The organism is Streptomyces sp. NPDC001100 (genome assembly GCF_053598575.1).
The window spans coordinates 1-25,329 of sequence record NZ_JBSFKO010000024.1 but is presented as its reverse complement, the minus strand read 5'-3'; the positions used below and the strand labels follow the sequence as shown (position 1 = coordinate 25,329).

The following is a 25,329-nucleotide window of genomic DNA, read 5'->3' as shown; positions in this document are numbered from 1 at the left end:
TCACGCCTTCCCCAGGATCTGCCGCAGCGCCGTCCGCAGGGCGCTCCCGGGGTCCTCGGGCATCGTCGTCGAGCGCCAGGCGATGTGCTTGTCGGGACGCACCAGTACGACCCCGCTCTCGTCGACCTCGCGCAGCTTCGCCCAGTCGTAGTACAGGTCGGTGACCTCCTGGCCCGGCCCGATGACGACGGTCGCGAGGGGAATCCCGAACTCGTGCGCGACCTTGTCCGCCACCGAGGCCCACTCCTGGCCGGCGATGCCGGTGACGAGGGTGAACCGGTCGTAGGGGGCGAGGTCCATCATCGCCTTCCGCTCCATCGTGTCGCCGACCCAGGCGTGCGGCAGATGCGCCCCGGGCACGGTGGACATCTCGTAGTACAGGTCGGGATCGCGGCTGGGCTCGGGCAGCGAGGATCCGTCGGAGACGACCGCGGCCGACTCGTAGTGCTGTCCGAGGTCCACCCCGTGGGCGTTGAACTCGTAGTTCTTCAGCTCCATCGCGTCGACCAGGGCGGCGCGCTTGGCCGCGCCCTCGGGCGTGTTCGCCTTCCGCTCCTCGATCGCCGCGACCATCTCGTCCTCGGTCGTGGCGTCGAGCAGCCCGAGCACCTCGAAGAACTGCACGAACTCACGGCTGGACCGGTTCGCCCGCCGGACGATGCGCTCGGCCACCGGCGCCCGCTCGGCCGAGTAGGTGTCGAGCAGACTCGGGTCGGCCTGGCCGCGCAGCACGAGGGCGAGCTTCCAGGCCAGGTTGTAGGAGTCCTGGATCGAGGTGTTGGAGCCCAGACCGTTGCTCGGCGGGTGCCGGTGGATCGCGTCCCCGGCACAGAAGACGCGGCCCTTCTGGATGTGCTCGGCGTACATCTCGTTGTTGCCCCACAGGCTGGTGCCGGTGATCTCGACGTCGATGTCGGGCATGCCGAGCAGGTCGCGCACGATCTGCGTCGCGGAGGCCTCGTCGACGACGGGGGGCTCGTCGTTGATGTCGTAGCCCCAGACGATCAGCCACTCGTTCCACGGCCGCACCATGCGCACCAGGCCGGCCCCGATGCCTCCGACGTTCGCGCCCGGCTGGATCACCCAGTAGAGGACCGACGGCCGGTGACCGACGTAGGCCTCGATGTCGGCCTTGAACGTGATGTTCATCGACCCGGCGATGTCCATCGCGCCCTCGTAGCGCAGGCCGATGTCCGCGGCGACCTTGGAGCGGGCACCGTCGGCACCGATCAGGTACTTGGCCCGGATGGTGTACTCCGCCCCGGTCAGCCGGTCCCGGGCCAGGACGTCCACGCCGTCCGCGTCCTGCACGTGCGAGACGTACTCCGTGGAGAACCGCGTCTGGGTGCCTCGTACGGTCGCGTTCTTGACCAGGATCGGTTCGAGATAGGTCTGTGGGATGTCCACCACGAGGCAGGGCGACGCCAGCTGGTAGTCGGCTTCGCGGGCCGGGTGGGTCCCCCAGGTGTGGATGCGCCCGATCTCCTCGCCGGCGATCGACGTGCAGAACACCGTGTCGCCGACCAGGTGGTGGGGCGTGGAATCGGCGAGAACCTGGTCCTCGATGCCCATGTCCCGGAAGATCTCCATCGCCCGTTGGTTGGTGATGTGGGCCCTCGGGGTGTTCGCCGTCCACCGGTACTTCGTGATCACCATGTTGTCGACGCCCAGGGTCGACAGGAACAACGCCGCCGACGCGCCGGCCGGTCCTGAGCCGACGATGAGGACGTCGGTCTCGACCACCGATGACGCGGGCGGACGGGTCTCGGATTGGCCATCGTCGAACACGGGCATGTGACACACCTTTCTTCGTCCCGGTCAGGGGCACCGGGCTGGTGCGTCGAGTGTCGGCGGTCACACCCCGGCGGCTCCAACGATCCGCGCCGACATGGCGGAAATGAGGATGCCGGGCCGCGGATCCGTCAGACGGACCCCGCGCGCACCTCGCCCGCGGTGATGCCGAACCGCTCGTGGAAGGTGCGGGAGAAGTACGCGAGCGACGTGAAGCCGCACCGTGCCGCCACGTCCGACGTGCGCCGGCCGCTCGCGGAGCCGGAGGTCAGCATGCTGTACGCCGTGTCCAGCCGGCGCGAGAGGATGTGTGCGGGCACGCTGGTGCCGGCGGCCGCGAACAGACGCGACAGATGCCGCTCGCTGATGCCCGTGCCGGACGCGATGTCGGCCGCGCGGAGCGTCGGGTCGGTGAAGTTCTCCTCGATGAACATCCGGGCCGTCGCTCTGTGGGTCACGGGCAGCCCGACATGGTCACAGGCGGCAAGCACCGAAACGAGTTCGACGATCGCCTGCTCGTCGGCCGGCACCGGTCGGTCGCGGCGGACCGCCCGTCCCGCGAGCCTGGCCAGGGCCCGTCCGTGTGCGTTCTCGCCGACGCCCACGTCGACGACGACGGGGGTGGGCACGCTCGGCAGGCCGGTGAGCGCGGAGAACTCCGCACGGGGAACCTTCACCGCCAGCTCCTCCAGTCCGTGGCCGAACCCACGGACGAAGGGGCGGTCGGCATCGCAGACCAGGAGCTGCCCGGGCCGCAGCACGCGACGGTGTCCGTTCTGCTCGAAGACCGCCTCTCCCGTGATGGCCATGTAGACGACGATCGCCCCGGTCGGTTTGGCCTCGACCAGCTCGGAGGAGCGCTCGACCACGTGCCGGGTGCCACGGACCCGGGCGAGATGGACCCGCTCGAGCTGGAGGTTCACCTCGGCGGCCGAGAACGACCCGGCGACCGGCGGCCGGCAGGCGAGGGCGATCAAGGACTCCGCGTTGTGCCGCTCCCAGAGCTCCACCTGACGGTCCGGCTCGATCTGCGCGGTGGCGAAGCGATGGGCTCGGGGAATCCTGACGGAGCCGATCAAGCTGCACCTGCCTGGCTCAATACCAACACCACCACAGTGTGCGTCCGGGGAACGTGTAGGCCAAGGGTCGAGACGGCACCACCGGCTCCGAGCGCGCCGGGGCGTGCACAGGGCGCCCACCGACTCCCCGTCACCGGTCCCCCGCCGTGTCGCCTACCGCTGTTCGGCGCTGCTCGACATGTACTGCTCGATCATCGCCGCTATCCGTTCGGTGGCCCGCGAGTTCCGCAGTTGTCGGCGTGCGAGCCCCAGGGTGACGGTCTCGGTCTCGGCGAGCGGGACGTAGACGACCCTGTCGAGGCGGAGGCTCTGTACCGATTCCGGGACCAGTGCGACTCCGTGGCCGGCCGCGACGAAGACGACCAGGGTGGACGTCTCGCCCACTTCCGTCAGCGGTGAGGGTACGAAGCCGGCACGGGCGCAGGCCGCCAGGACCCGGCCGTGCATGGAGGACCGGCCCTGCGAGGGGTGGACGACGAAGGACTCGTCGGCGAGTTCCGCGAGGGAGACCCGGCTCCGGTCGGCGAGCCGGTGCCCGGCGGGCAGGGCGGCCACCAGTCGTTCGGACCGCAGGGCGGTGAGGTTCAGGCCGACGTCCGGCAGGGCGTCGGAGCGCAGCAGGGCGAGATCGTAGACGCCCTCGCGAAGGCCTTCGACCAGCGTGGGGTTGAGCAGTTCACCGTGCAGTTCGAGGGCCACGTTCGGGAGCCGCTCCCGTACCCGCCGGGCGATCTGCGGCAGGACGTCGTACGTGGCGGTGCCGACGAAGCCGATGGACACCCGCCCCGCACGGCCGGTGGCAAGCAGCGCCATCTGCTCCTCGGCCCGTCCGACCTCGGCCACGATCGACCGTCCGTAGGCGACCAGCTGACGGCCGGCCTCGGTGAGTTCGACCCGCCTCGTCGACCGGGTGAACAGCGTCGTGCCCAGCTCGCGCTCCAATTGCTTCAGCTGCTGGGAGAGGGCGGACTGGGCCACGTGGAGTCGCTCGGCGGCGCGGCCGAAGTGGCACTCCTCGGCGAGTGCGAGGACGTAGCGGATCTGGCGGAGCTCCATGACCGCAGCTTATCTGCCTCAGTGATAAATCATGCGCCAATAGATATTGGACGTGATTAATAGCAGGGACCTAGCGTCGCGTCCATGGTTGCCAGCTTCGTTTACAGCGCAGTGCGCACGCCCTTCGGCCGCTACGGCGGGGCGCTCGCCGAGATCAGGCCCGACGACCTCGCCGCCACGGCGGTCACAGCGGTGCTGGGCAAGGTGCCCACGCTCGATCCCGCCGCCCTCGACGACGTGGTCTGGGGCAACGTCAACGGTGCGGGCGAGGACAACCGCAACGTCGGCAGGATGGCGGTCCTCCTGGCGGGGCTGCCGACGACGGTGCCGGCGGAGACCGTGAACCGGCTCTGCGGCTCCTCCCTCGACGCGGCGATCATCGGCTCGCGCGCCGTGGAGAGCGGCGACGCCGACATCGTCCTGACCGGCGGCGTGGAGTCGATGACCCGGGCTCCATGGGTCCTGCCCAAGCCGTCCCGGGCCTTCCCCGCGGGCCATGTGACCGCCCTGTCGACCACCCTGGGCTGGCGACAGGTCAACGAACGCATGCCGAAGGAGTGGACCGTCTCCCTCGGTGAGGCCAACGAGCAGCTCAACGACCGGTTCGGGATCTCCAGGGAGCGCCAGGACGTGTTCGCCGCCCGCTCCCACACCCTCGCGCACGCCGCCTGGGAGGAGGGCTTCTACGACGACCTGGTGGTGCCGGTCGTGGTGGACGGCGAGTCCGTCCTCTCCCGTGACGAGGGGATCAGGCCCGGATCCACGCCGCAGAAGCTGGCCGGGCTCAAGCCGGCCTTCCGGCCCGACGGCCGCATCACGGCGGGCAACGCCTCGCCGCTCAGCGACGGCGCGTCCGCCGTGCTGATCGGCTCGGAAGCGGCGGCCTCCCGGATCGGCAGCACGCCGCTGGCCCGTATCGCCGGGCGCGGGGTGTCGGCGCTCGACCCGCAGATGTTCGGGTTCGCGCCGGTCGAGGCGGCCGAGCGGGCGCTGAAGCGGGCCGGGATCTCCTGGGCCGACGTGTCGGCGGTCGAGCTGAACGAGGCCTTCGCCGTGCAGTCGCTGGCCTGCGTGGACGCTTGGAAGATCGACCCGGCGATCGTCAACACCAAGGGGGGCGCCATCGCCGTCGGTCATCCGCTCGGGGCCTCGGGCGGCCGGATCCTCGGCACGCTGGCCGCGCGTCTGCGCGCGTCGGGACAGCGGTGGGGTGTCGCCGCGATCTGCATCGGCGTCGGACAGGCGTTGGCCGTGGTCCTGGAGAGTGCGGTGTGAACGTCATGACGTGCGGGGATCCCGACGAGGCCGTCGCCGGCATCCAGGACGGCTCGACCGTGCTGGTGGGCGGGTTCGGCACGGCCGGCATGCCGGCCGACCTGATCGAGGCACTCATCCGGCAGGGCGCGACCGGGCTGACGGTGGTGTCGAACAACGCCGGAAACGGCGACACCGGACTCGCGGCCCTGCTGGACAAGGGGCGGGTGCGCCGGATGGTGTGCTCGTTCCCCCGGCAGGCCGACTCATGGGTCTTCGACCGGCTGTACCGCGAGGGACGCGTCGAACTGGAGCTGGTCCCGCAGGGCACGCTCGCCGAGCGACTGCGCGCGGCCGGTGCCGGGATCGGCGCGTTCTACTCCCCCACCGGAGCCGGCACTCTGCTCGCCAAGGGCAAGGAGACTCGGGAGATAGCGGGCCGGACGCATGTGCTGGAATACCCGATCAAGGGGGACGTCGCCCTGATCAGGGCCCACCGGGCCGACCTGATGGGCAACCTCGTCTACCGCAGGACCGCCCGCAACTTCGGGCCGGTCATGGCCACGGCGGCGGCCACGGTGGTGGCCCAGGTGGGCGAGATCGTCGATATCGGCACACTCGATCCCGAGGCCGTGGTGACCCCCGGCATCTATGTCGACCGCGTCGTACAGGTGGTGCCCGCAGCATGACGAATCCGACGAGTTCACCTCCGCCCCTCGTGGAGCACCTCGACCGGGGTCCGCTGACCAAGCACGAGATGGCCGCACGGGTGGCGCGTGACATCCCGCACGGCTCCTACGTCAACCTGGGCATCGGCCAGCCGACCCTGGTGGCCGACCACCTTCCGGCGGGTGCGGGGGTGGTGCTGCACACCGAGAACGGCATGCTCAACATGGGACCGGCGGCCCGAGACGGGCAGATCGACCCCGACCTCATCAACGCGGGCAAGATCCCGGTCACCGAACTGCCCGGAGCCGCCTACTTCCACCACGCCGACTCCTTCGCCATGATGCGCGGCGGTCACCTCGACATCTGCGTACTGGGCGCCTTCCAGGTGTCCGCAGCCGGCGACCTCGCCAACTGGCACACCGGCGCCCCCGACGCCGTCCCGGCCGTCGGCGGAGCGATGGACCTGGCGATCGGCGCCAAGCGGGTGTTCGTGATGATGACGCTGTTCACCAAGCAGGGCGCGCCCAAACTGGTCCCGGAGTGCACCTACCCGCTCACCGGCGTCGGCTGCGTCGACCGCGTCTACACCGACGTCGCGACGTTCCAGATCGGTCCCGGGGGCGCCACCGTCCTGGAGACCTTCGGCATTCCGTACGACGGCCTCGCACACCGCCTCGGCGTCGCCCTGTCTCGTCCGGACGGGACCTGAGAGCCTCCGGATCCGGGGCCACCTGAGTGCCCCGGGATCCGGAGCCGGCGGGCATCCCAACCACCCATAGCTGTACTGCACCGTTCAGTAAATTTGTACCGTACGGTAGGGTTCACCGAAAGGTCAAGTGATGAGACGCGTACCGGCTCCCACCAGGGCCGGGATTCGGCGAGGCGATCGTGCAGTTGATGGCCGCCGGCAGCATCACCGCCTCCCTGCTCGGCTTCACCGGGATCGGCGTCCAGAAGCTGTGCACCGTACTGATCGGCTGTCTGGTCGTCACCTGCGGAGTGCTCAGCGGCGCCAAGGGGCTCACCTCCGTGCAGGTACTGGCCGTCACGGTGATCGGCACAGCGATGTTCGTGCTCTGCGCCTACGCCGTCCGCGCGTTCCACGGCGACGTCGACGCCCTGATCAGCGCCGCCTCGCAGGGCAGCACCCAGCAGGGCCGGTACATGTCCCCCGGCGGCACGATCGGCGTCGGGAGCAGCACGCGCCTCGACTTCGCCGGAGGGCAGTTGGCGCTCGTCCTGGGCAGCGCCTGCATGCCGCACGTCCTCAGCCGGGTCTACGCGATGAAGGACTCCGCCACGGCACGACGTTCCATCCGATACGCGGCCGGTGTCGTCGCTTTCCTGTGCGTCGCGCTGATACTGCTGGGATTCACGGCCTCGGCACGGATCGGCACTCGTGAGATCTTCAGCGGGCAGGCCCATGCCGACGGCGCGCTGATGCTCCTGGCACGGAACCTGACAGGCGGGACCGCGAACGGACTCGGCAACCTGATGTTCGCCACGGTGGCCTGCGCCCTGTTCCTGTGCGTTCTGTCGGTCGTCGGCGGCACCACACTGGCGGCTGCCGGTGCCCTCGCCCGCGATTCCTACCACTACGTCGCGCGGCACAGGCAGTCGGACCCGTCGGGCGAACTCAAGACCGCCCGCCTCGCCGTGGCGCTCTTCGGCGCCGCCGGCATCGCACTCGCGGTGATCGCCCAGGGCCACTCCGCCGGCTTCCTGGCCCAACTCGCCACGACCACATCCGCGTCGACCGCGGCACCGGCCCTGCTGTACACGTTCTACTGGAACCGGTTCAACCGCACGGGTGTGCTGTGGACGATCTAAGGCGGAACAGCGCTGACGATCGGCTTGTACCTGTTCTCCTCGGCGGTGTCGGGCAGTCCGACGGCACTCTTCCCGGCGGCCGACTTCGCGTGGTTCGGCCCGAGCAACCCCGCCACGATCTCCGTACCCACGGCCTTCCTGCTGGGGTGGGCGGGCAGTCTGGTGGGACGGCGCCGCGATGGGCCGGATCCGGCTCAGAACGAGGATGCGCTCGCCGTCGACGCACTCCTGGTGACCGGTCGGCCGCTCGCATCCCGAGCCGGCATCCCCAAGGATCCTTCCGCACATACCCGTTGAGTTCCGCTGACCGCAGCGGTCTCTGTCACCCCCTGTCGTTAGTCGACCGCGGGCAGGACCAGGCGGAAGACGCAGCCCCGCCCGGGGGCCGTGTCGAGTTCGAGGCGGCCGCCGTGCCCCTCGGCGATGGTCGCGGCGATGGCCAGGCCGAGGCCGCTGCCGCCATGGATGCGGGAGCGGGCGGGGTCGGCGCGGTAGAAGCGCTCGAAAACGAGCTTGGCTTCGACCGGTTCGAGGCCGGGTCCGTCGTCCGCCACCTCGATCACACTGACCGGCAGCCCTTCCGGCAGGGGGCGCGACGCGGTGGTGCGTCCGGGCCGGTCCGTACCCCCGGTTCCGGGACCTGCCTGGGTCGTGCCGACGCGCACCTGGACGCGGGTGCCCGGCGGGGTGTGGGTGCGGGCGTTGGAGAGCAGGTTCTCCACGATCTGACCCAGTCGGTGCGGGTCGCCGACGGTCTCCGCTACGTCCAGCTCTTCCGCCCCGGTGGGGTCCGTCGGGGTGTGCAGCGGGCCGAGGCCGACGGGGTGGGACTCACTGTGGACGGCTGCGGCGCTGACGGCGTCCGCCGCGAGGGACAGCAGGTCGACCCGCTCCCTGCGGTAGGAGGGCTCTTTGTCCAGGGTCGCGAGCAACTGGAGGTCGTCGACGAGCAGGCTCATGCGTTCCGCGTTCTGGGCGATGAACCGGTTGGCCTCGAACTGTTCGAGGGCCGAGCGCGGTTCCGGTCGGAGGCCGAGTTGGGCGTAGCCCTGGATGACAGTGAGCGGAGTGCGCAGCTCGTGTCCGGCATCGGCGACGAACCGGCGAAGGCGGGCCTCCGAGGTCTCCCGTGCCAAGAGCGCCTTCTGCAGGCGGTCGAGCATGGAGTTCAGGACCCGTCCGAGCCGTCCGATCTCGGTACGCGCATCGGTGTCGGCCAACCGAAGATCGAGCCGGCCCGCGGTGATGTCCTGAGCCGTCCGTTCCATTCTGGTCAGGGGCAGGAGTCCCAGCCGAACCACCCACCGGCCCAGGGCGATCAGGGCGACGACCGTGACGGCGAGTAACACGGCGTTCAGCCACAGGAGTTTCGAGGTGGCGCCGTCGACGGTGTCGAGCGGCAGGGCGACCACCGCGCTCATGCCGTCCGGACCAGGGTTCAGCAGCACCCGCCAGCGGCCGTCACCACTGACGGCGGCCACGGTCTCGGGGTGCCCGTCCCGCAGCCCGAGGTCCTTCGCCCGATCGGCCAGCCGAGGTCCTGGCCTGGTCGCGGAACCCAGGGAGCTAGGCAGGTGGGCCCCGGAGGCGTCGTAGAAGTAGATGTGGAAGTCCGAGGGGAGCACGTCCTGTCGTGCTCCCGGGGCTGGGAGCGTGTCCCGGAGCGCGTCGAAGTAGGCGGGATCCGGTGGATGGAATTCGACGAGCTGCGCGTCGACGCGGTCCAGCAGCCAGGAGTGAAGCACCACGTAGCCGATCGCCTGGGAGGTCAGAACCGCCACGGTGGCGAGCAGGGTGGCGCCGAGGACGAGGCGCCGCCGCACCGACTTGGGCGGCCGGGGCAGGAAGCGGGTCACTGGTCCGGCGCCCCTGCGTGGTCGCGGGGACGCCGGAGGCAGTAGCCGACGCCGCGCACGGTGTGGATCAGCGGCGGCTCGAAGCAGTCGATCTTCCTGCGCAGGTACCTGACGTATGTCTCGATGATCCGGGAGTCGCCCGCGAAGTCGTAGCTCCAGACGTGGTCGAGGATCTGTACCTTGCTCACCACCTGGCCCGCGTTCGACAGGAGGTAGGCCAGGAGTTTGAACTCGGTGGGCGACAGGGCGATGTACTGTCCCGCCCGGTGCACCTCGTGGGCGCCCTCGTCGAGTTCGAGGTCGGCGTAGCGCAGAACGCTCTCCACCGCCTGCCATTCGGTGGCCGGCGCCGTGCGGCGCAGGATGGCCTCGATGCGCAGCAGCACCTCCTCGATGCTGAAGGGTTTGGCGACGTAGTCGTCCCCGCCGGCACTGAGTCCCGTGATGCGGTCGTCGGTGCCGGTGCGGGCGGTCAGGAACAGGATCGGACAGTCGTTGCCCGCCGCCCGCAGCCTGCGGGTCACCTCGAAGCCGTCCAGGTCGGGAAGCATCACGTCCAGCAGCACCAGATGCGGTTCCAGGCGTTCGATCTCCAGGAGGGCCGCCTGACCGGTGTCGGTGCTGCGCACCTCGTATCCGGTCAGGCGGAGCGTCGCCTCCAACAGGGTGCGGATGCTGGGCTCGTCCTCGACCACGAGGAGTCGACGTCGCGGCCGCGCTGCTGTGAGCTGCTCGGTCATGCGTCTGCTGGTCCGTTCTGCTGTGTGGCGGCCGTCGCTCGGACGACGGCTACTTGGCGGCGCAGTCGTAGAGCACGTTGCTTCCTCCGAACCCCATCACACCACCGGCGTTGTTCTGCGCCGACGTGTCGGAGGTGCCGCCGTATGCCGACGCCGGAACCTTGGTGCAGTTCTCGGCGATCCAGTCGGAGCGCTGCTTGGTGTATCCGCCGGACAGGCCCGGCGCGCTGCCGCCGTTCGTGTTGGAGCCCAGGATGTAGCGTAGTTCGCCGTCCTTGGTCCATTTCTCCAACTCGGCCACCGACGGCGAGTTGTCGCTGTTGGTGAAGCCGCCCATGGCGATGACGGTCTCGTCGGTGCCGAGGATGAAGGCGCTGGCGCTGAGGGCACCGCCCTCGACGGCGAGCTTGATGCGTGCGTCAGGTGCCTGCTCGACGGCGTAGCGGATGATCTTGCGCTGGTCGGCGGTGAGGTCCCCATCGCCGAAGCCGCGGCCCCCACCAGGGGCCATTCCCGAACCGGCACCCGGGAACGAGGGTGTGCCGCGATCGTTCGAGCCCGCTTCCCCGGGTGCACCGGGTATGCCGTTCCCTCCCCCGGTGGGCATGCCGGAGGGCATTCCGCCGGACGGGGGTTCACCGGTCTGTCCCGAAGAGGCACCACCGCCGGGGACGCCCGGCACGTTCGACGGCATCCCGGACGGCATGCCCGAGGGAAGGTCGCCGCTGTTCCCGCCCTGCTGGGGCAGACCACCGCCACCGCCGAACCCGAGCGTCGTCGGACCGGCCGTCGGGTTGGAACCCCCCATGCCGGTCGAGGCGGGTACGGTCACCGCCCACGCCCCCGGCGCCAGCAGCACCGAGGCGACCGCGGCACAGCCGGCGACCGTCAGCAGCCGGCCACGGCGCCGTGAGAGCACCAGCAGAACGACCGCGGCGCAGGCGATCAACAGCACGGGCCACACCAGCCAGCCGTTCCAGTCGGGCTCCCGGCGGATCAGCACCACGGCCCAGGCCACGCTCACCACGACCGCGGCCACACCGACCGGAGGCGCCCAGCGCAGGCCGGCACGGTGGACGCGGACCAGGGCGGCCGTCAGCCCGCCGCACAACGCGGCGATCGCCGGGGCGAGTTGAGTGGTGTAGTAGGGGTGGAAGATGCCCTTCTGGGTCGAGAACACGGCCGCGCACACCACCAGCCAGGTCCCCCACAGCAGCCAGCCGGAGGCCGGCAGCACGGCGGAGTCGGACACCCTGCCGCGTCGGCGCAGTACCGCGCCGACGACGGCGACGACCAGAGCCAGCCCGCAGACCGGCAGCAACCAACTGATCTGACCGCCCACTTGCGCCTCGAACAGACGGCTGAGGCCCGGTTGGCCGCCGAATCCGCCGGCGAATCCGCCGCCTGATCCGCCCATCCCCTGCGGCGTTCCGTCGCTGGACCCGAAGACCCTCCCCAGCCCGTTGTAGCCGATCACGAGATCCCAGGCCGAGCCGTCCTTGCTGCCACCGATGTAGGGGCGGTCGCCCGGCCACCAGTCGACCATGGCGACCCACCACAGGGAGGACGCCGCCAGGATGGCCGCCGCGCCCAGCAGACGCCGCACTCGCGGTATCCAGGCGCCGCTTCCTCCCACGAGCCAGGCGACGGCGAACGCGGGAACGACCATCCAGGCGGCGAGCATTTTGGTGAGGAACCCGCACCCGATCAGAAACCCGCTCGCGCACAGCCACCAGGTCGCGGCCCTGCCCTCGGCCTGAAGCGCACGGGTGAGCGCGTACGCCGCCGACACCAGAAGGAGTATCAACAGTGTGTCGGGGTTGTTGTCCCGGTTGATGGCCACGGTGATGGGCGTCAGCGTGAGTACCAGAGCCGCGACGAGTGCCGCCGCCTCCCCCGCCCAGCGGCGCACCGTGCGGTGCAGCACCAGCACCCCGGCCACTCCTTCGAGGAGTTGAGGGAGGATCAGCGCCCAGCCGTGCATCCCGAAGATCTTGCTGCTGATCACCTGCGGCCACAGCGCGGCCGGCGGCTTGTCGACCGTGATCACGCCCGCGGGATCGAAGGAGCCGAAGAGGAAGTTGGTCCAGTTCTTCCCCATCGACTTCACGGCGGCCGAGTAGTAACTGTTCCCCCAGCCGAGGGAGTTCAGCGCCCAACCGTACAGAACGGCCGCGAGGACGAGGACGGCTCCGAGCGCGGCGGGTGCTGCCCAGCCGGGGAGCCGGCGGACGGCCGTAGTCGTCTGCGCGCTGTTCCCGTCGGGTGCCGACGCCGCCGGTGCGGGCCTGATGTGCGCGTGGTTGCTCATGTGGGGATTCGCTCTCGTCAACGGTTACGGCTACGGGGGTCGGCGAAGACCGCCAGTCGCAGAACGGCGAAGCGGACACAGGTGACCGCTACGGAGGCGGTGGTGAGGACCGCGGTCTCCGCGGCCGGTGAGGCGCCGGGATCGAGCCACTTGAACCACAGCACCGCCGCGGACGTGACCACGTAGCCGAGCAGGAACAGGCCCCCTGCGCCGAGGTGCACGCGGGCGGGCGGGGAGGTGGAGTGGCGGAAGGTGAGGCGCCGGTTCGCCTCGGTGTTCAGGACTGTGAGGACGAACAGGGAGATCAGGTTGGCGACGGCCGGAGACCACCAACCGCGCAACAACCAGTACAGCAGGGCCTGTCCGGCCGTGGAGACGACACCGATCGCGACGAAGCAGCCGACCTCCCACGACAGCGCGCCGCGTCCGGTGGAGGGTGCGAGGACGGCGTCGGGGTGCTCGGCGGCCGGCTCGGGGCGCGGCACCACTTCGACCCGGGCGTCACCTGACGCCTTGAGCCGCGCCATGCGCCACAGGCCCCGCAGGTCGTCCTTGGCCGTGCTCACCACGTCCACCCGGGTGTCGATGTCCTCGACCCAGTCGACCGGGACCTCGTGGATCCGCAGTCCGTTGTGCTCGGCGAGCAGGAGCAGCTCGGTGTCGAAGAACCACGCGTCGTCGCGGGTCACTTCCAGCAGTGGCCGCAGCACCTCCGTGCGGGCCGCCTTGAAGCCGCACTGGGCGTCGGTGAAGCGGACTCCGTGAGTGAGCCGGATGATGCCGTTGTAGCAGCGGGAGACGAACTCGCGGCGCGGCCCGCGCACCGTGCGTGCGCCGGGAGCCAGCCGGGAGCCGATCGCGAGGTCCGAGTGGCCGCTGGCCAGGGGCGCGACCAGTGGGAGCAGCCCGTCGAGGCCGGTGGAGAGGTCCACGTCCATGTACGCCACGATGTCCGCGTCGCTGGCTCCCCAGACCGTGCGCAGTGCGAGTCCCCGGCCCTTGCGGTCCAGGTGGACGACGGAGACACCGGGCAGTTCGTCCGCGAGGCGACGGGCGGTGGCCAGGGTTTCGTCGGTGCTCGCGTTGTCGGCGACGGTGATCCGCCAGGGAAACGGGAAGCCCTGGGACAGGCGGGCGTGGAGGGTACGTAGGCACCCGGGCAGGGCGCGTTCCTCGTTGTAGACCGGGACCACGACGTCCACCGTCGTGGTCCCGGCGTGCGCGAGAAGCGAGTGTTCGACGGGCTGGAAGGGGGCGGGACGCTCCACACGAGCGGCGTGTTCGGCGAGGTGGGGGGTGGGAGTCATGGCTTCCTCAGGCATGAGGGGACGGCAGACTGCGGCTCACAGGCCCTGGTCCAGGGCCGGAGCCTCACTGTTGCCGCCTCGCCTGTGGGGGCCGGGGGAGAATACCGAGAACTGACGGGGAGTCAGATCTGTGACCGAAAGTGCTCCCACGATTCGCTGGGGGCACCGCTGCACCACGGCGCACCGTACGGCGGACCTGTACGGCCTCTCGGGTGGGCGGTTCTCAACTCGGGCCAAACTCCCACCGACCTCGCCGGCCGGACCCTGTCCGTCCCTGCCGGGGCCGACCGCCTGCTCGACGCACTCGCCGGGCCACACCCGGTACCCGACCCGACGGCGGCGTCATGAGCGACCTGAAGAAGACCAAGGTCACGGCTCGTCGAGCGCGCCTTCACCGAAGGCGACCACATGGTCCTGCACTGCCACCGGGCCTGGCCCGTGCCCGCCCCCGCTGATCCCGTCGGCACACCGAAGGCCGACGGGATCGGCGGGCGAGTCAGTGGCGGGCGAACTGGACCCGCGTGGGCTGCACGACTTCAGGCCGCAGCGCGATCCCGTTGACGGTCAGTTGTTCCCCGTAGATGTCGGTGAGTCTGATCGCGCCGCCGCATCCGCTTCCGTCGGGGGAAAGGAAGTAGTTGTAGTCGGTGCGGACCAGTTGGCGCCAGCCACCGCCTGCGCGGACCTCCAGCCGAGCCAGCGGGTTGCGGTGGCCCATTGCCTGGATGCCGCACCAGTAGGGGCTGGAACCGGTCTTGTAGCGGATCGACAGCGTGCCCGCCGTGGCTGGGCTCAGCAGGCTCCAGGTGATCGCGATCCGGCCCGTCGAGACAGGGACCAGTTTGGCGAAGGCCTGTTCGCTGAGGTCGAGTTGACCGGGCGCACAGGGCAGCGGACATTCGTTGGTGATCCGGACCGTGACGGAGGCGCCGCTCGCCGTCCGAACGAGCACGTATGCCCCGCAGGCTCTGGACGTCTCGTAGTCGGTGGTGTTCATCGCCGCGATCATCATGTCGCCGCTCGGCCCGTACGAGCAGGCGCCGTCTCCCACCCCGGCCTTGTAGACGGTGGCGACTCCCTGGTATGTGGTCCTGGGCCGGATTCGCCCGGCCAGGGACGGTGTGGCGGGAGCCGTCCGCGGCCGAGCCGATGACCGCGCCGTCGGTGCGGTCGCGGAGGTCGTCGGCGTGGCCGCAGAGCTCTTTGAAACGCTCGGGGAGGCGGCGGACGGGGACGGCGTGGACGGCTTCCGCCCGGGCGACGTCGGCGGCACGGTCCCCTGGTACTCGGCGACGGACGTGGCTCGGGCCTGCCCTTCGTCCGCCTTGCGGTCGGGTTTCATCGCCACGAACAGGCAGACCAGAAGGCCTGCGGCGATCAGCACCGCTGTAGTGCCCATCATCAGTCCGCGTCGACGTCTGCGCTGCCGCGCGGCCTGTCTTGTTCCTTGCATGTGCATCCGTTCGGAAGAGCGAGCCGGTGTTCCGCTGCTCAGTGGCCGCGCGAGGCGAAAAGGTTGCCGTCGACCTTCCTTCGAGTTGGATCGTCGGCGGTCGACAGCCTGCGCACGAGGCTCGCTCCGCGGCGAAGGACCGCCCCGCGGCGACAGCCCAGCCACTCCAACGGGCCTTGTTCCGGGCCGCGTTCGCCTCGCCGAGCAGCCTCCGTCCGCCGCACGGCAGACGGCGTCCAAGGCGGCGCTCCCCGCCGAAGCCGAAATCACGGTCAAGACCGGCCAGTTCACCAAGAACCAGCCGGCGTGCGTCAGGCACCGCGTCGACCAGGAAGCTGTTGTGCGAGGCCGCCGCGACCGCGGCATGGAAGTCGTCGTCGGCCTGGTCGAACACCTCGACCTGTCCGTGGACGAAGCCCTGACGGCACGTCTCCACGGCCACTTCCATCGCCCGGAGTTCGGCAGGCGTCGCACTTGTCGCCGCGATGCTGGCGGCGGCCATCTCGTGGATCCTGCGGAACTGGAACAGCACGAAGACAGCGAGTGGCCACTGGCTCGTCAGCAGTGGCGCACCCTGCACCTCGACGCGTCGTCCTCGAACACACTCTCCGACAAGGTGCCGGCTCAGGAGTCGGTGGCCCGCTACCGGGGCGACGACCTCACGTCCTCGGTGAAGTTCGCCTACAGGGCGGCGAAGGACACCGAGATCTCCGGCTGCCTCAACCTGCACCTGTGGGTGGAGACCGAAGACGCGGACGACGCCGACCTGTTCGCCGCGGTCTGCAAGACCGACGCCCAGGGGCGGCGGCTGTACCGCGTCACGGTGGCCGGCTAGCAGCGCGCGGGACTCACCGCCGCGGCGGCGAAGGGGGCGACACTTCCCGCGATGGTGGCCTACTCGGGCCCACTGGGCCGGATCCGGGCCTCCCACCGCGCTCTGGACCCGGAGCGTTCCACACCGAGTGAGCCGTATCTCCTGCACACCGAGGAGGACCTGCTCACGCCCGGTGAGCCCGTGGTGGTCGAACTGGGCCTGTGGCCCACGTCGATGATGCTGCACGCCGGGGAGACGCTGGTGGTGGAGATCGCCGGGCATCCGGTGGGCGACCTTGCGGCCGACAGCCTGCCCGGCGGCGACCTCGGCACGCCGACCCGCAACAAGGGCGCCCACCTGATCCGCACGGGCGATGCCTACGATTCCCACCTGCTGCTGCCGGTGGTCCCCTAGTCATCGCCGCGCCTCGCCCGGCCGCGGGAGCGTCCTACGGCACGCGGTCGGGCGTCTGCGGCGGATCGCTCGTCTTCGCCGAACGACTCATCACAGAGCGAGGATCTGCCACTGTTCCTGTGCCGCTCGGTTGTAGGTCCACTGATCGACGTTGGCCCCGCCCTCAGTGGAACCTCCGTCCACGTTGAGCGACAGTCCGCTCAAGCGGTTGGTGAGGTAGTAGTAGCCGTCGCCGGTGGGAGTCACGGCCCAGTGCTGCTGCGGCACACTGTCGTCCGACCAGATACCCACGTTGCCGCCGTCGGCGCGGGAAAGGCCGGCAACTTCCATCAGCTTGCCGCTGTTGACGTTCTTGATCTTGTAGTAGCCGTCGCCGGTGGATATGAAGGTCCACTTCTGTGCCGTGTTGTTCAGCCAGGGCCACTGCTGGACGTTGCTGCCGTTCGCGGTGCCGAAGTTGTAGACGTCGGCCACCTGACCGCTCTTGCGGTTCACCAGGCGGTAGACCGTCGAGTCGCCGGGCAGGACCCGCGACTGCAGAACGGGTTTGGCGGTCCTTCCGCCGATTCTGATCCCGCCGACGTTGGCGTATCCGCCGGTGCCGGCGTCGGCCTGGATACGCACATACCCCACGAGCCCGGCCGGCCACTCTGCCACCTTGGTGGCGTGGTCGCCGGTCCACGTACCGGTCGCGACCTGGGTGAACGTGGTGCCGTCGGTACTGGTGTGGACGGTATAGGAAGTGATGTCTCCGTCCGTGGTCCCGGTGCGGTTCCACTGCTTGGGCAGGTACTCCAGCGTCGAGACGTCGCTCCACACTCCGCCCAGGTCGATGGTGATCGCCTGCGGGAGCGACAGGTTCCAGGTCGACCAGCAGGTCTCGAAACCCTTGTCGCTCAGCCCGTCGATCGCGTTCATCGGCCCTTCGCCGGTGTGGAAGCCGGTCGCGTACGCACTGACCGGGGTCACCGGGTGCTCCGCGCGCGGCAGTTGCGTCGGGAGCGCCGGCCGTGAGGTGTCGGGGCTCCAGGCTGCTCCGACCTCGGAGAGCCGGGTCACGATGTTCGTGTCCAGGACACCGGTACGGCCGGGCGGGCAGTTGAGGATGAACGAGGTGTACTTCGGTTCCAGATCCGCCAGATGGGACAGGATCGACGCCTTGCTCAACGGGTCGGTGGTCGGCGTGGAGGGATGCCAGAACCATCCGTTGCTGATGGTCTGCCCCTGCAGGGACGCGTAGGTGTTACCGGCGGGAGAGGTGATGCCCAGCGGCTCCTCGAAGTAGATCGCGTCCCCGAGGAAGGGCACCGACAGCCCGCCGTGGTCGACCATGACGATGTCCGGCTGGAGCGACTTCACGTGCTCCCGGATGCGCTGGTACGAGACGGCCGCCTGGCCCATCTGCCACGCGTAGCCGTCGGTGACGAACATGTCGATGGCGCCGTAGTTGGTCAGCAACTCGGTGATCTGGTTCAGGATGTACGTCAGATCGCCCGGCTGGATCACCTGGTCCGCGGCCACACCGTGACGGGTGTCGTAGGCCTGCACCGTGTAACTGCGGTCCCAGATCGAGAAGTACAGGCCCACCTTCAGGCCTTTGGCTCGGAATGCCGTGACGTACTGGGCGACGATGTCGTGCGGGTAGGAGCTGTTCGCGACGTTGTAGTCGTTGTACGCGGTCGGCCACAGGCAGAACCCGTCGTGATGCTTGGTCGTCAGCACGCCGTAGCTCATCCCGGCCGCCTCGGCCGCCGCCGCCCACTGCTCACAGTCCACCGCCGTGGGGGCGAACAGCATCGGGTTCTGGTTCGGAGCGGCCCACTCCTCGTCGGTGAACGTGCCCATGTTGAAGTGGTTGAACATGCCGAACCGCATGTTCGCCAGGTTGCTCAGATTGGTCTGCGGGCCGGCCGCCGCTGCCTCGGTCACAAGGCCGGACAAGGCCGGCAGCACAGGCAGCGCGGTCGCCGCTGCGGCACCTGCGGCGCCCAACAGCGTTCGCCGGGACAGTCCTCCAGAAGACATGATCGCACTCCCAGTTCCATGTGGCGGGAAGAGACCGTGCGCACCGGGGCAGAGTGCGCAGGGAAATCCCAAGGGCTGAACGGGTGTTGAGGCGCCGCACTCACGAGACCCAGGCGCCAGGTGTTACGCATGAAGTTCGAGCATGTGACCCACCGGTGTCAACGGCTTTGAAGGGATGAAAACCCTTCCACACAAAGGCGCTTTAGGCATGATGACCATATATGGAGGCTTTCATTACTCACCAGGCATTCCATGTATGCGTGTTGCCGCACGCCCAATCGGAGTCACGAGGTCCCGTACCTCTCGTCCACGGGACGGGCTCATCTCGGTGCCGACATCGTTTTGTCTGCTCTCTGGCGACCGGTCGGCGGACAAACGTCAGGACCCTCCCTCGGACCTGTGAGAAGCACTGCGCGACCCTGCCGCCGGCGCCGTCGCCATTCCGTCCAAACGCGCGGTTACCATCAACGTCATTGCCGGCATGCGGAATCGGGAGCAGATCACTCGGAACGAGGAACTCCGCCTCAGTGACCATCGGTGCGATTCTGGGCCAGTCCGCGCGCCTCCAAGTGCCGGCCGAAGCGGACATACGCGTTGACGCCGTCGAGGCAAGGAGATCCATTTGTCCCTGACGGACAGAGCCATCGATCAGATCCGGGAGCTCATCCGGACGGGAGCACTGCCTCCCGGGTCGAAACTGCCACCGGAACCGGATCTGGCCGCTCAGCTGGGCCTGTCCCGCAACCTGGCCCGCGAGGCCGTCAAGGCCCTGGCCGTGGCGAGGGTCCTGGAGGTGCGGCGCGGCGACGGCACCTACGTCACCAGTCTTCAGCCCAGTGTCCTGCTCGAAGGCCTCGGCGGCGCGGTGGAACTGCTCCAAGGCGACTCGGGTGCACTGCTGGATCTGCTCCAAGGCGACTCGGGTGCACTGCTGGATCTGATGGAGGTGCGACGGTTGCTCGAGCCCGCTGCCACCTCGCCGGCCGCCACTCGCATGTCGGACACAGCCCTGGCCGAGGTGAAGCAACACCTGGACGCGATGCGAGAGGCACATGAGGACGTCGAGTCGCTGAACGTCCATGACGCGGCTTTCCACCGCGCTGTCGTCTCGGCCACCGCGAACGAAACGCTCCTGACCATCCTGGACGGGATCTCGGGCCGTACTCTCCGCGCCCGCGTCTGGCGCGGACTGGTCGACTCCCAGGCCGCGGGACGGACCTTGGCCGAGCACGAAGCCATCTACGAGGCACTGGCCATCGGCGACGCCTCTCTCAGCCAGGCCGCCGCGCTCATGCACATCAACAGCACCGAGCGGTGGCTGCGGGAACACCTGGAGTTCGCGAACAACGAATCAGGCGGCCTGTAGCGCCTTGCCCAAAGCGTCAGCCGACACCGACACCGACAGAGGATGGCCGCCGAGCTCAGGCCGACAACGCGACGCCATCATGACGAGGATGACGGACGTGGATGAACGTGCGCTCCGGCCGACTCGCAGTGGAGTGCGGACGTCAGCAGCCCGGGATCCAGGCCACGGTCAGGCCCAGCTCGCTCAGTCAGCGCAGAACCGGCAGGCACCACGCGAGCTGTTGGAGCGCCACCGGCGGGCCGACGCCGCCATCGGCGCCCAGTGCGCACGCCGGTCGCCTCGTGGCCTCCCGGGCCGCGACCTTCCTGCACCGCAACCTGCACGAACTCGCCCAGGCCGTCCGAGCACAGGAGGCCGACCTGCGCACGATCACCCAACGGCTGCCCAACGGCTGGAGTCCTGGCGCACCCGGTGACGTACAGGACCGACCACACGGCACAGGCGCAAGCTCCGTGATCCGCCCCTACCGGCGACGCCAGGGCAGCGCCTCTTCGTCGTCCTGAGCGGCGTCCACATGTTGCAGTGCGGCGTTGATCGCCTCGCCGATCTCCGCGAACTGGCGGACCTGCTCGGGCGTCAGCGCGTCGAAGATCGCATGTCGTACGGCCTCGACATGGCCGGGTGCCACCCGTTCCAGGAGCCGTCGCCCTCCCTCGGTGAGCACGGCGAGCTGGTTGCGCCGGTTCGCGGGGTCGTCGCGGCGGTCCACGTAGCCGGCCTGTTGGAGGCGGGTCACCGCGTGAGTGAGCCGACTACGCGTGATCCTCAGGCGCTCGGCCAGCTCCGACATGGTCAGAGTCTGGTCCGGGAGCGAGGAGAGGTGGGCGAGGAGGGTGTAGTCGGCGTGCGTCAGCCCCGCGTCGCGCCGCAGCTGGCGGTTCAGGTGGTCGGACAGATGAGTGGAGAACTCGACGTAGGCGAGCCAGGCTCGCCGCTCCTCGGCATCCAGCCAGCGTGGCGTAGTGGGCATGGTCACATCCTATCGATCCTTGTTTGAATCTTCAAACCAATCGACGTAGCGTGCCGCACATCGCAACGTTTGAACTATCAAACGATTGCCTGCACAGGAAAGGCAGCACAACGCCATGCAGCACAGGAACAAGCTGATCGGCGCGGCCATCGCCACCGCCCTGGCCCTCACCGCAGTCACCACGACCGCCATGGCCGACACGGCCACGCACCGACCCGCCACCGCGAGCGAGCAGGACCAGCTCCAGGCGCTCCACAAGGCGGCCAAGGCCGAGGGCGGCAAGGTCACCGTCTACATCGGCGGCGACGCCCCCGGCCAGTGGGACAGCCTGGCCGCCGCGTTCCACCAGCAGTTCCCGGACGTCCGACTGCACCTGGTCACCGACCTGAGCAAGTACCACGACGCCCGCATCGACAACCAGCTCGCCACCGGCCACCTCGTCGCCGACGCCGCGATCCTCCAGACCACCCAGGACTTCGACCGCTGGAAGAACCAGGGCGAGCTGCTCAAGTACAAGCCGGTCGGCTGGGACAAGGTCTTCCCCAACGCCAAGGACAGGGACGGCTACTACACCGGCGTCTTCTACGGCGCCTTCTCCTACCTGGTCAACACCAAGCAACTCCCCACGAAGCCAGGCGACTTCAAGGCCACGGACCTGCTGAAGCCCGCCTTCAAGAACAAGCTGATCCTGACCTACCCGAACGACGACGACGCCGTGCTCTTCGGCTACAAGCAGATCGTCGACAAGTACGGCTGGAACTACCTCGCCCAACTGGTCAAGCAGAACCCCAAGTTGATCCGTGGCGTCCCGGGATCGGCCGCAGGGGTGGCGAGCGGCGACTACCTCGCCTCCGTCGCCGTCGGCGGCGACGCCCGCCCCAACGGCACCCAGGTCTTCTCGAACTCCGAGCGCTTCAACTCCTGGACCCAGCGCGGCGCCGTCTTCAAGAACGCACCCCACAAGGCCGGCGCCAAGCTCTTCCTGAGCTGGCTCGACTCCCAGGCCGTACAGAAGAACGCCATCGCCACCTGGACCTGGTCCGTCCGCAAGGACGTCGCCCCGCCGGCCGGCCTCCAGCCCCTGGCCTCGTACAAGAACACCGACCCCGACGCCTTCGCGAAGTTCATGAGCGACCGCGCCGCCGTCGAGCGCTTCCGCTCCCAGGTCGAGCTCTACTTCGGCCAGGTCAAGGGCGCCGACCCCGGCGACCCCGACGGAACCCTGGGCCGTACGCCCGGAGCGTTCTGACCCCTACTCAGACCGGACCCGGAGCGGTTCCACCACGGGCACGAGGGTGGAACCGCTCTGCGGCATGCCCTCGTGACACCCGGGGTGTACCAGCAGCTCATCCATGGCGTGGATGAGCGGGATAGCGGATTCGGATCGCGGAGAGGATGGCGACCGGGGACCCGGCGACCCATAGTCGTCCCTACCCGCACGCCGCTGTCCGGACCAGTCGGCCGGTGTGCGGCCGTCCCCGGCATGCCGTGCGCCGTCGGCGCCCGTGTCAGGCATGCCTGCTTCCGTACACCGTCCCTGGAGTCGCCATGCCCGGTTCCGTTCCGTCGCCGTCTCCCACCGCGGTCGGCGATGTCCCTCCGTCCTCCGTCCCCGTCTCGGGCCCGGCTCATGTGCTGCGTGTGACCCTGCTGATGGCGGGCAGCTGCCTTCCGATCCTGGGGGCGGTGCTCATCGCCCCGGTACTGCCGAAGATGCAGGACCACTTCGCGTCCGTACCGGGAGCCAAGGCGTTGGTGCCGCTCGCGCTGACCGTTCCGGCGCTGGCACTGGCCCTGCTGGCCCCGTTCGCCGGCGTGATCGTGGACCGGCTCGGCCGCACACGGCTGGTGATCGTGGCGACCCTGCTGTACGCCGTGTTCGGCACCGCGCCGCTGTGGCTGGATTCGCTGGGGGCGATCATCGCCAGTCGCGCCCTCGTCGGTGTCGCCGAGGCCGCGATCATGACGTGCTGCACGACGCTGATCGGCGACTACTACTCGGGCCACCGGAGGGTGAAGTACCTGGCCCTGCAGACCATGTGCGCCTCCGCGTCGGCCACCGTCTTCTTCGTGCTGGGAGGCGCCGCCGGATCCGCGGGCTGGCGTATGCCCTTCTGGGTCTACGCCGTGAGCCTGGCGCTCGCCCCGCTGATGGCCACCGTCCTGACCAACCCGCCGTCCCACCCGGCCGCGGAGAAGACCTCCGCCGCAGTCGCACTCCAACGCACCTTCCCCTGGCGGCAGTTGGCGGGCATCTGTGCCCTCACCTTCTTCGGGGCGATGGTCTTCTACACCGTCCCGGTGGAGATGGCGTATCTGCTCGACGACCCTGGGGGTGGAGAACTCCGGCGTGATCGGCCTGGCCACCGCGGTCGCGAGTGCCGCCACCGTGGGCGGTGCGGTCACCTTCGCCCGTCTCAAGCGCTCTCCCGACCCGATGCTGCCCGTCGTTCTCGCGGTCTGCGCGGCCGGCTTCGGGGTGATGTTCCTGGCGGCCAACGCGCCATTGCTGGTCCTCGGGGCCGTCGTCAACTGCGTGGGCACCGGCATGCTGCTTCCCGCCCTTCTCACCAGTGCCATGTCCCGGCTGGCGTTCGAGGACCGGGGCCGCGGTACGGGACTGTGGACGGCGGCCTTCTTCGGCGGCGAGTTCATCTGCCCGCTGGTGCTGCTCGCCGGGGAGTCGGCGGTGGAAAGCCTGGCGGGAGCCGTGGGCGTGCTGGGGCTGTTCGCCGCCCTCGTCGCGGCAGGGCTGTGGGTGTCCCGGCGCCGGGCGGCCACGGCCGGTCCCCGCCCCCTGCCGGAGCAACTGGCCTGACCTCATTCAGATACGGCAGAGCACCCCCCTCAAAGGCGCGGGAAACTGCGCGACCAGCCACGCGCAAGCCGCAGCCGCGTCCCCGACGGGTTGCGCATCGGCGGGTGCGGCTACCGCTCCATGAGCGTCGCCCCCACCTCCCCGGCCTTCCGGCGGAGCCAGATGTGGGCGGCGTCCTGGGTGTGCACCGGGTGCCACCACATCGCTTCCTGTACGGGCACCGCTTCGAAGGGACAGGGCAGAACCCGTACCGCGGCCGCGCGAACCGCCCGGCGCGCCAGGCGCTCCTGGATCATCGCGACGCGACTCGTGCCCTCGACCATGTGGGGCAGCAACTGGAAGGTCTGCACCGAGACCTCCACCCGGGGGCTGATGCCGATCATGCTGAGCTGGCGGGCGGCGGGGGCGTCGTAGGGGCGCTGGTAGACGGCCCAGGGCAGGCGGGCGAGCTGGTCGAGGGTGAGTTCGTCGCCGACGTCGGGGTGGTCGTCGGCGACCATGCACAGCCAGCGGTCCTGGTGGAGGTCGACGGCGGGGAAGCCGTCGATGATGCCGTGCGGCAGCAGCAGACCGTCGACGGTGCTCAGCACCGTGGCGGTGTTCTCGACCGCGGCGGGCGTCGAGTGCTGGAACGCGAGCCGGATGCCGGGCGCTTCCCGGTGCAGGGCGCGGGCGAGCGCGGAGCCGAACACGGCGGCGCCGTAGTCGGAGGCGAGCAGGGTGAACTCGCGGCTCTCGACGGCCGGATCGAAGTCGGCCTGGCTGGCGAAGACCCGTTCCAGCAGGTCGCAGGCGGTGGCGCTGCGATCCCTCAGGGCCACCCCGAGGGGCGTCAGCTCGTAGGCGTTGCCGGTGCGGGCGAGCAGTTCGTCGTCGAAGTGGCGGCGCAGCCGGGACAGCGCGGCGCTCATCGCGGGCTGGCTGAGTCCGACGCGCTCGCCGGCCCGGGTGACGTTGCGCTCCTCCAGCAGCGCGCGCAGGGCGAGGACCAGGTTGAGGTCGAGTCGGGACAGGTTCACCAGGCACCACCCATGCGAGACGTACGCGAGCAAGGACCATCCACGCCATGGATTCGGCACATCCACAGGATCTATTCCCGTGATTGGTCGATCGAGGCCACAGTAGACCGCAACCCAGCAGGAGGAAATCTGATGGCAACGCTCGCGCAACCTGCCGGCCCGTTCGCGCTCGGCACGTTCTCCGCCCAGGACGGTGATCCGTTTCCCGGCCTCCTGGCGAAGGAACGCGTACTCGACCTGAGCAGCACCCTGGACCGGGCACCGTCCGGCCTGCGCGACGTGGTGGAGCGGTGGGAGGAGACCCTCCCCGTCCTGCGCTCCCTCGCGGACGACGACACCCTCGACTGGCGGCCCCTGGACGACCTGCGCGTGCACGCCCGGATCAAGCCCCGCCAGATCTCCCAGTCCGGCGCCAACTACTGACAGCACATGATCGACCTGGAGGTCGCCCACCGCTCCCCGGACGACCCGCGCACCGTCGAGGAGGCCCGCGAGGAGATCACCGCGGTCATGGACCGCCGGGCCGCCGAGGACCTCCCGTACGTCTTCATCGGTCT

19 protein-coding genes and 4 pseudogenes are annotated in these 25,329 nt (G+C 69.5%); 10 read left to right on the top strand and 13 right to left on the bottom strand.

What is annotated here, in order from left to right; genetic code table 11:
- The 3 genes from ACWDEW_RS30320 to ACWDEW_RS30310 form a co-directional block, all read right to left on the bottom strand.
- A complete protein-coding gene (locus ACWDEW_RS30320; RefSeq protein WP_450516798.1) occupies positions 1-1,794 on the bottom strand; it encodes an FAD-dependent oxidoreductase in 1,794 nt (597 codons plus the stop codon).
- Between the two features lie 128 nt (positions 1,795-1,922).
- Positions 1,923-2,870: a helix-turn-helix domain-containing protein gene (locus ACWDEW_RS30315; protein WP_450516796.1), complete on the bottom strand. Its 948-nt coding sequence runs from the start codon at positions 2,868-2,870 to the stop codon at positions 1,923-1,925.
- 153 nt (positions 2,871-3,023) lie between these two features.
- Complete coding sequence (locus ACWDEW_RS30310; protein WP_450516795.1) at positions 3,024-3,926, bottom strand: LysR family transcriptional regulator; 903 nt, start codon at positions 3,924-3,926, stop codon at positions 3,024-3,026.
- An 84-nt stretch (positions 3,927-4,010) separates the two neighbouring features.
- On the opposite strand from ACWDEW_RS30310, the gene ACWDEW_RS30305 reads away from it, so the two are divergent.
- The 4 genes from ACWDEW_RS30305 (at position 4,011) to ACWDEW_RS30290 (ending at position 7,679) form a co-directional block, all read left to right on the top strand.
- Positions 4,011-5,201 (top strand): thiolase family protein, encoded by a 1,191-nt coding sequence (locus tag ACWDEW_RS30305; protein ID WP_450516793.1) that lies wholly within the window; start codon positions 4,011-4,013, stop codon positions 5,199-5,201.
- Positions 5,202-5,206: 5 nt separating this feature from the next.
- Positions 5,207-5,869, top strand: a complete 663-nt coding sequence (locus ACWDEW_RS30300; protein ID WP_450517006.1) for a 3-oxoacid CoA-transferase subunit A — start codon at positions 5,207-5,209, stop codon at positions 5,867-5,869.
- Complete coding sequence (locus ACWDEW_RS30295; protein WP_450516791.1) at positions 5,866-6,558, top strand: 3-oxoacid CoA-transferase subunit B; 693 nt, start codon at positions 5,866-5,868, stop codon at positions 6,556-6,558. The genes ACWDEW_RS30300 and ACWDEW_RS30295 overlap by 4 nt, the downstream gene beginning before the upstream one ends.
- Positions 6,559-6,746: 188 nt before the next feature.
- Positions 6,747-7,679 carry a sodium:solute symporter family transporter gene (locus ACWDEW_RS30290; RefSeq protein ID WP_450516789.1) on the top strand — a complete coding sequence of 311 codons (933 nt, stop codon included), beginning with the start codon at positions 6,747-6,749 and terminating at the stop codon, positions 7,677-7,679.
- Here ACWDEW_RS30290 and ACWDEW_RS30285 read toward each other — a convergent pair.
- From ACWDEW_RS30285 to ACWDEW_RS30255, 7 genes and pseudogenes are all read right to left on the bottom strand, one after another.
- Positions 7,676-7,810, bottom strand: coding sequence for a hypothetical protein (locus ACWDEW_RS30285; RefSeq protein ID WP_450516787.1), 135 nt, complete (start codon positions 7,808-7,810; stop codon positions 7,676-7,678). The genes ACWDEW_RS30290 and ACWDEW_RS30285 overlap by 4 nt on opposite strands.
- Before the next feature lie 204 nt (positions 7,811-8,014).
- Entirely contained in the window at positions 8,015-9,535 is a 1,521-nt protein-coding gene (locus ACWDEW_RS30280) for a sensor histidine kinase (RefSeq protein WP_450516785.1), read from the bottom strand.
- Positions 9,532-10,275, bottom strand: coding sequence for a response regulator transcription factor (locus ACWDEW_RS30275; protein ID WP_019073979.1), 744 nt, complete (start codon positions 10,273-10,275; stop codon positions 9,532-9,534). Before ACWDEW_RS30275 ends, ACWDEW_RS30280 begins: the two co-directional genes overlap by 4 nt.
- Positions 10,276-10,324: 49 nt before the next feature.
- Positions 10,325-12,586: an ArnT family glycosyltransferase gene (locus tag ACWDEW_RS30270; protein ID WP_450516783.1), complete on the bottom strand. Its 2,262-nt coding sequence runs from the start codon at positions 12,584-12,586 to the stop codon at positions 10,325-10,327.
- Positions 12,587-12,603: 17 nt separating this feature from the next.
- The gene (locus ACWDEW_RS30265) at positions 12,604-13,893 is read right to left on the bottom strand and encodes a glycosyltransferase (RefSeq protein ID WP_450516781.1); all 1,290 of its coding nucleotides are present in this window, start codon (positions 13,891-13,893) and stop codon (positions 12,604-12,606) included.
- A 496-nt stretch (positions 13,894-14,389) separates the two neighbouring features.
- Positions 14,390-15,346 (bottom strand): expansin EXLX1 family cellulose-binding protein, encoded by a 957-nt coding sequence (locus ACWDEW_RS30260; protein WP_450516779.1) that lies wholly within the window; start codon positions 15,344-15,346, stop codon positions 14,390-14,392.
- 361 nt (positions 15,347-15,707) lie between these two features.
- Positions 15,708-15,848: pseudogene (locus ACWDEW_RS30255) on the bottom strand (FCD domain-containing protein); the annotation flags it as partial.
- Positions 15,849-15,851: 3 nt separating this feature from the next.
- Between ACWDEW_RS30255 and ACWDEW_RS30250 the strand changes: the two are divergent.
- Positions 15,852-16,574 (top strand): annotated as a pseudogene (locus tag ACWDEW_RS30250) (CocE/NonD family hydrolase C-terminal non-catalytic domain-containing protein).
- 90 nt (positions 16,575-16,664) lie between these two features.
- Here ACWDEW_RS30250 and ACWDEW_RS30245 read toward each other — a convergent pair.
- On the bottom strand, positions 16,665-18,599 hold the full coding sequence (locus ACWDEW_RS30245) for an alpha-L-fucosidase (RefSeq protein WP_450516777.1): 1,935 nt from the start codon (positions 18,597-18,599) through the stop codon (positions 16,665-16,667).
- Positions 18,600-19,221: 622 nt separating this feature from the next.
- Between ACWDEW_RS30245 and ACWDEW_RS30240 the strand changes: the two genes are divergently transcribed.
- Positions 19,222-19,965 carry a FadR/GntR family transcriptional regulator gene (locus ACWDEW_RS30240; RefSeq protein ID WP_450516775.1) on the top strand — a complete coding sequence of 248 codons (744 nt, stop codon included), beginning with the start codon at positions 19,222-19,224 and terminating at the stop codon, positions 19,963-19,965.
- Between the two features lie 101 nt (positions 19,966-20,066).
- Positions 20,067-20,468, top strand: coding sequence for a hypothetical protein (locus ACWDEW_RS30235; protein ID WP_450516773.1), 402 nt, complete (start codon positions 20,067-20,069; stop codon positions 20,466-20,468).
- On the opposite strand, the gene ACWDEW_RS30230 is transcribed toward ACWDEW_RS30235, so the two are convergent.
- Positions 20,429-20,935: a MarR family winged helix-turn-helix transcriptional regulator gene (locus ACWDEW_RS30230; RefSeq protein WP_450516771.1), complete on the bottom strand. Its 507-nt coding sequence runs from the start codon at positions 20,933-20,935 to the stop codon at positions 20,429-20,431. The two genes, ACWDEW_RS30235 and ACWDEW_RS30230, sit on opposite strands and share 40 nt — an antisense overlap.
- 115 nt (positions 20,936-21,050) lie before the next feature.
- Here ACWDEW_RS30230 and ACWDEW_RS30225 point away from each other — a divergent pair, with 115 nt between their 5' ends.
- Together ACWDEW_RS30225 and ACWDEW_RS30220 are read left to right on the top strand one after the other, a co-directional pair.
- Positions 21,051-22,184 (top strand): ABC transporter substrate-binding protein, encoded by a 1,134-nt coding sequence (locus ACWDEW_RS30225; RefSeq protein ID WP_450516769.1) that lies wholly within the window; start codon positions 21,051-21,053, stop codon positions 22,182-22,184.
- Positions 22,185-22,483: 299 nt separating this feature from the next.
- A pseudogene (locus tag ACWDEW_RS30220) lies at positions 22,484-23,753 on the top strand (MFS transporter).
- Positions 23,754-23,863: 110 nt separating this feature from the next.
- On the opposite strand, the gene ACWDEW_RS30215 reads toward ACWDEW_RS30220, so the two are convergent.
- Entirely contained in the window at positions 23,864-24,772 is a 909-nt protein-coding gene (locus ACWDEW_RS30215) for a LysR family transcriptional regulator (RefSeq protein WP_450516767.1), read from the bottom strand.
- A 132-nt stretch (positions 24,773-24,904) separates the two neighbouring features.
- Between ACWDEW_RS30215 and ACWDEW_RS30210 the strand changes: the two are divergent.
- Positions 24,905-25,329 (top strand): annotated as a pseudogene (locus tag ACWDEW_RS30210) (fumarylacetoacetate hydrolase family protein); the annotation flags it as partial.

Bases quoted from the DNA above. Each gene is read 5' to 3' on its own strand.
- ACWDEW_RS30320 (WP_450516798.1), bottom strand. From the start codon at position 1,794: ATGCCCGTGTTCGACGATGGCCAATCCGAGACCCGTCCGCCCGCGTCA.
- ACWDEW_RS30310 (WP_450516795.1), bottom strand. From the start codon at position 3,926: ATGGAGCTCCGCCAGATCCGCTACGTCCTCGCACTCGCCGAGGAGTGC.
- ACWDEW_RS30305 (WP_450516793.1), top strand. From the start codon at position 4,011: ATGGTTGCCAGCTTCGTTTACAGCGCAGTGCGCACGCCCTTCGGCCGC.
- ACWDEW_RS30300 (WP_450517006.1), top strand. From the start codon at position 5,207: ATGACGTGCGGGGATCCCGACGAGGCCGTCGCCGGCATCCAGGACGGC.
- ACWDEW_RS30295 (WP_450516791.1), top strand. From the start codon at position 5,866: ATGACGAATCCGACGAGTTCACCTCCGCCCCTCGTGGAGCACCTCGAC.
- ACWDEW_RS30290 (WP_450516789.1), top strand. From the start codon at position 6,747: ATGGCCGCCGGCAGCATCACCGCCTCCCTGCTCGGCTTCACCGGGATC.
- ACWDEW_RS30275 (WP_019073979.1), bottom strand. From the start codon at position 10,275: ATGACCGAGCAGCTCACAGCAGCGCGGCCGCGACGTCGACTCCTCGTG.
- ACWDEW_RS30270 (WP_450516783.1), bottom strand. From the start codon at position 12,586: ATGAGCAACCACGCGCACATCAGGCCCGCACCGGCGGCGTCGGCACCC.
- ACWDEW_RS30265 (WP_450516781.1), bottom strand. From the start codon at position 13,893: ATGACTCCCACCCCCCACCTCGCCGAACACGCCGCTCGTGTGGAGCGT.
- ACWDEW_RS30260 (WP_450516779.1), bottom strand. From the start codon at position 15,346: ATGCAAGGAACAAGACAGGCCGCGCGGCAGCGCAGACGTCGACGCGGA.
- ACWDEW_RS30245 (WP_450516777.1), bottom strand. From the start codon at position 18,599: ATGTCTTCTGGAGGACTGTCCCGGCGAACGCTGTTGGGCGCCGCAGGT.
- ACWDEW_RS30235 (WP_450516773.1), top strand. From the start codon at position 20,067: ATGAACGTGCGCTCCGGCCGACTCGCAGTGGAGTGCGGACGTCAGCAG.
- ACWDEW_RS30230 (WP_450516771.1), bottom strand. From the start codon at position 20,935: ATGCCCACTACGCCACGCTGGCTGGATGCCGAGGAGCGGCGAGCCTGG.
- ACWDEW_RS30225 (WP_450516769.1), top strand. From the start codon at position 21,051: ATGCAGCACAGGAACAAGCTGATCGGCGCGGCCATCGCCACCGCCCTG.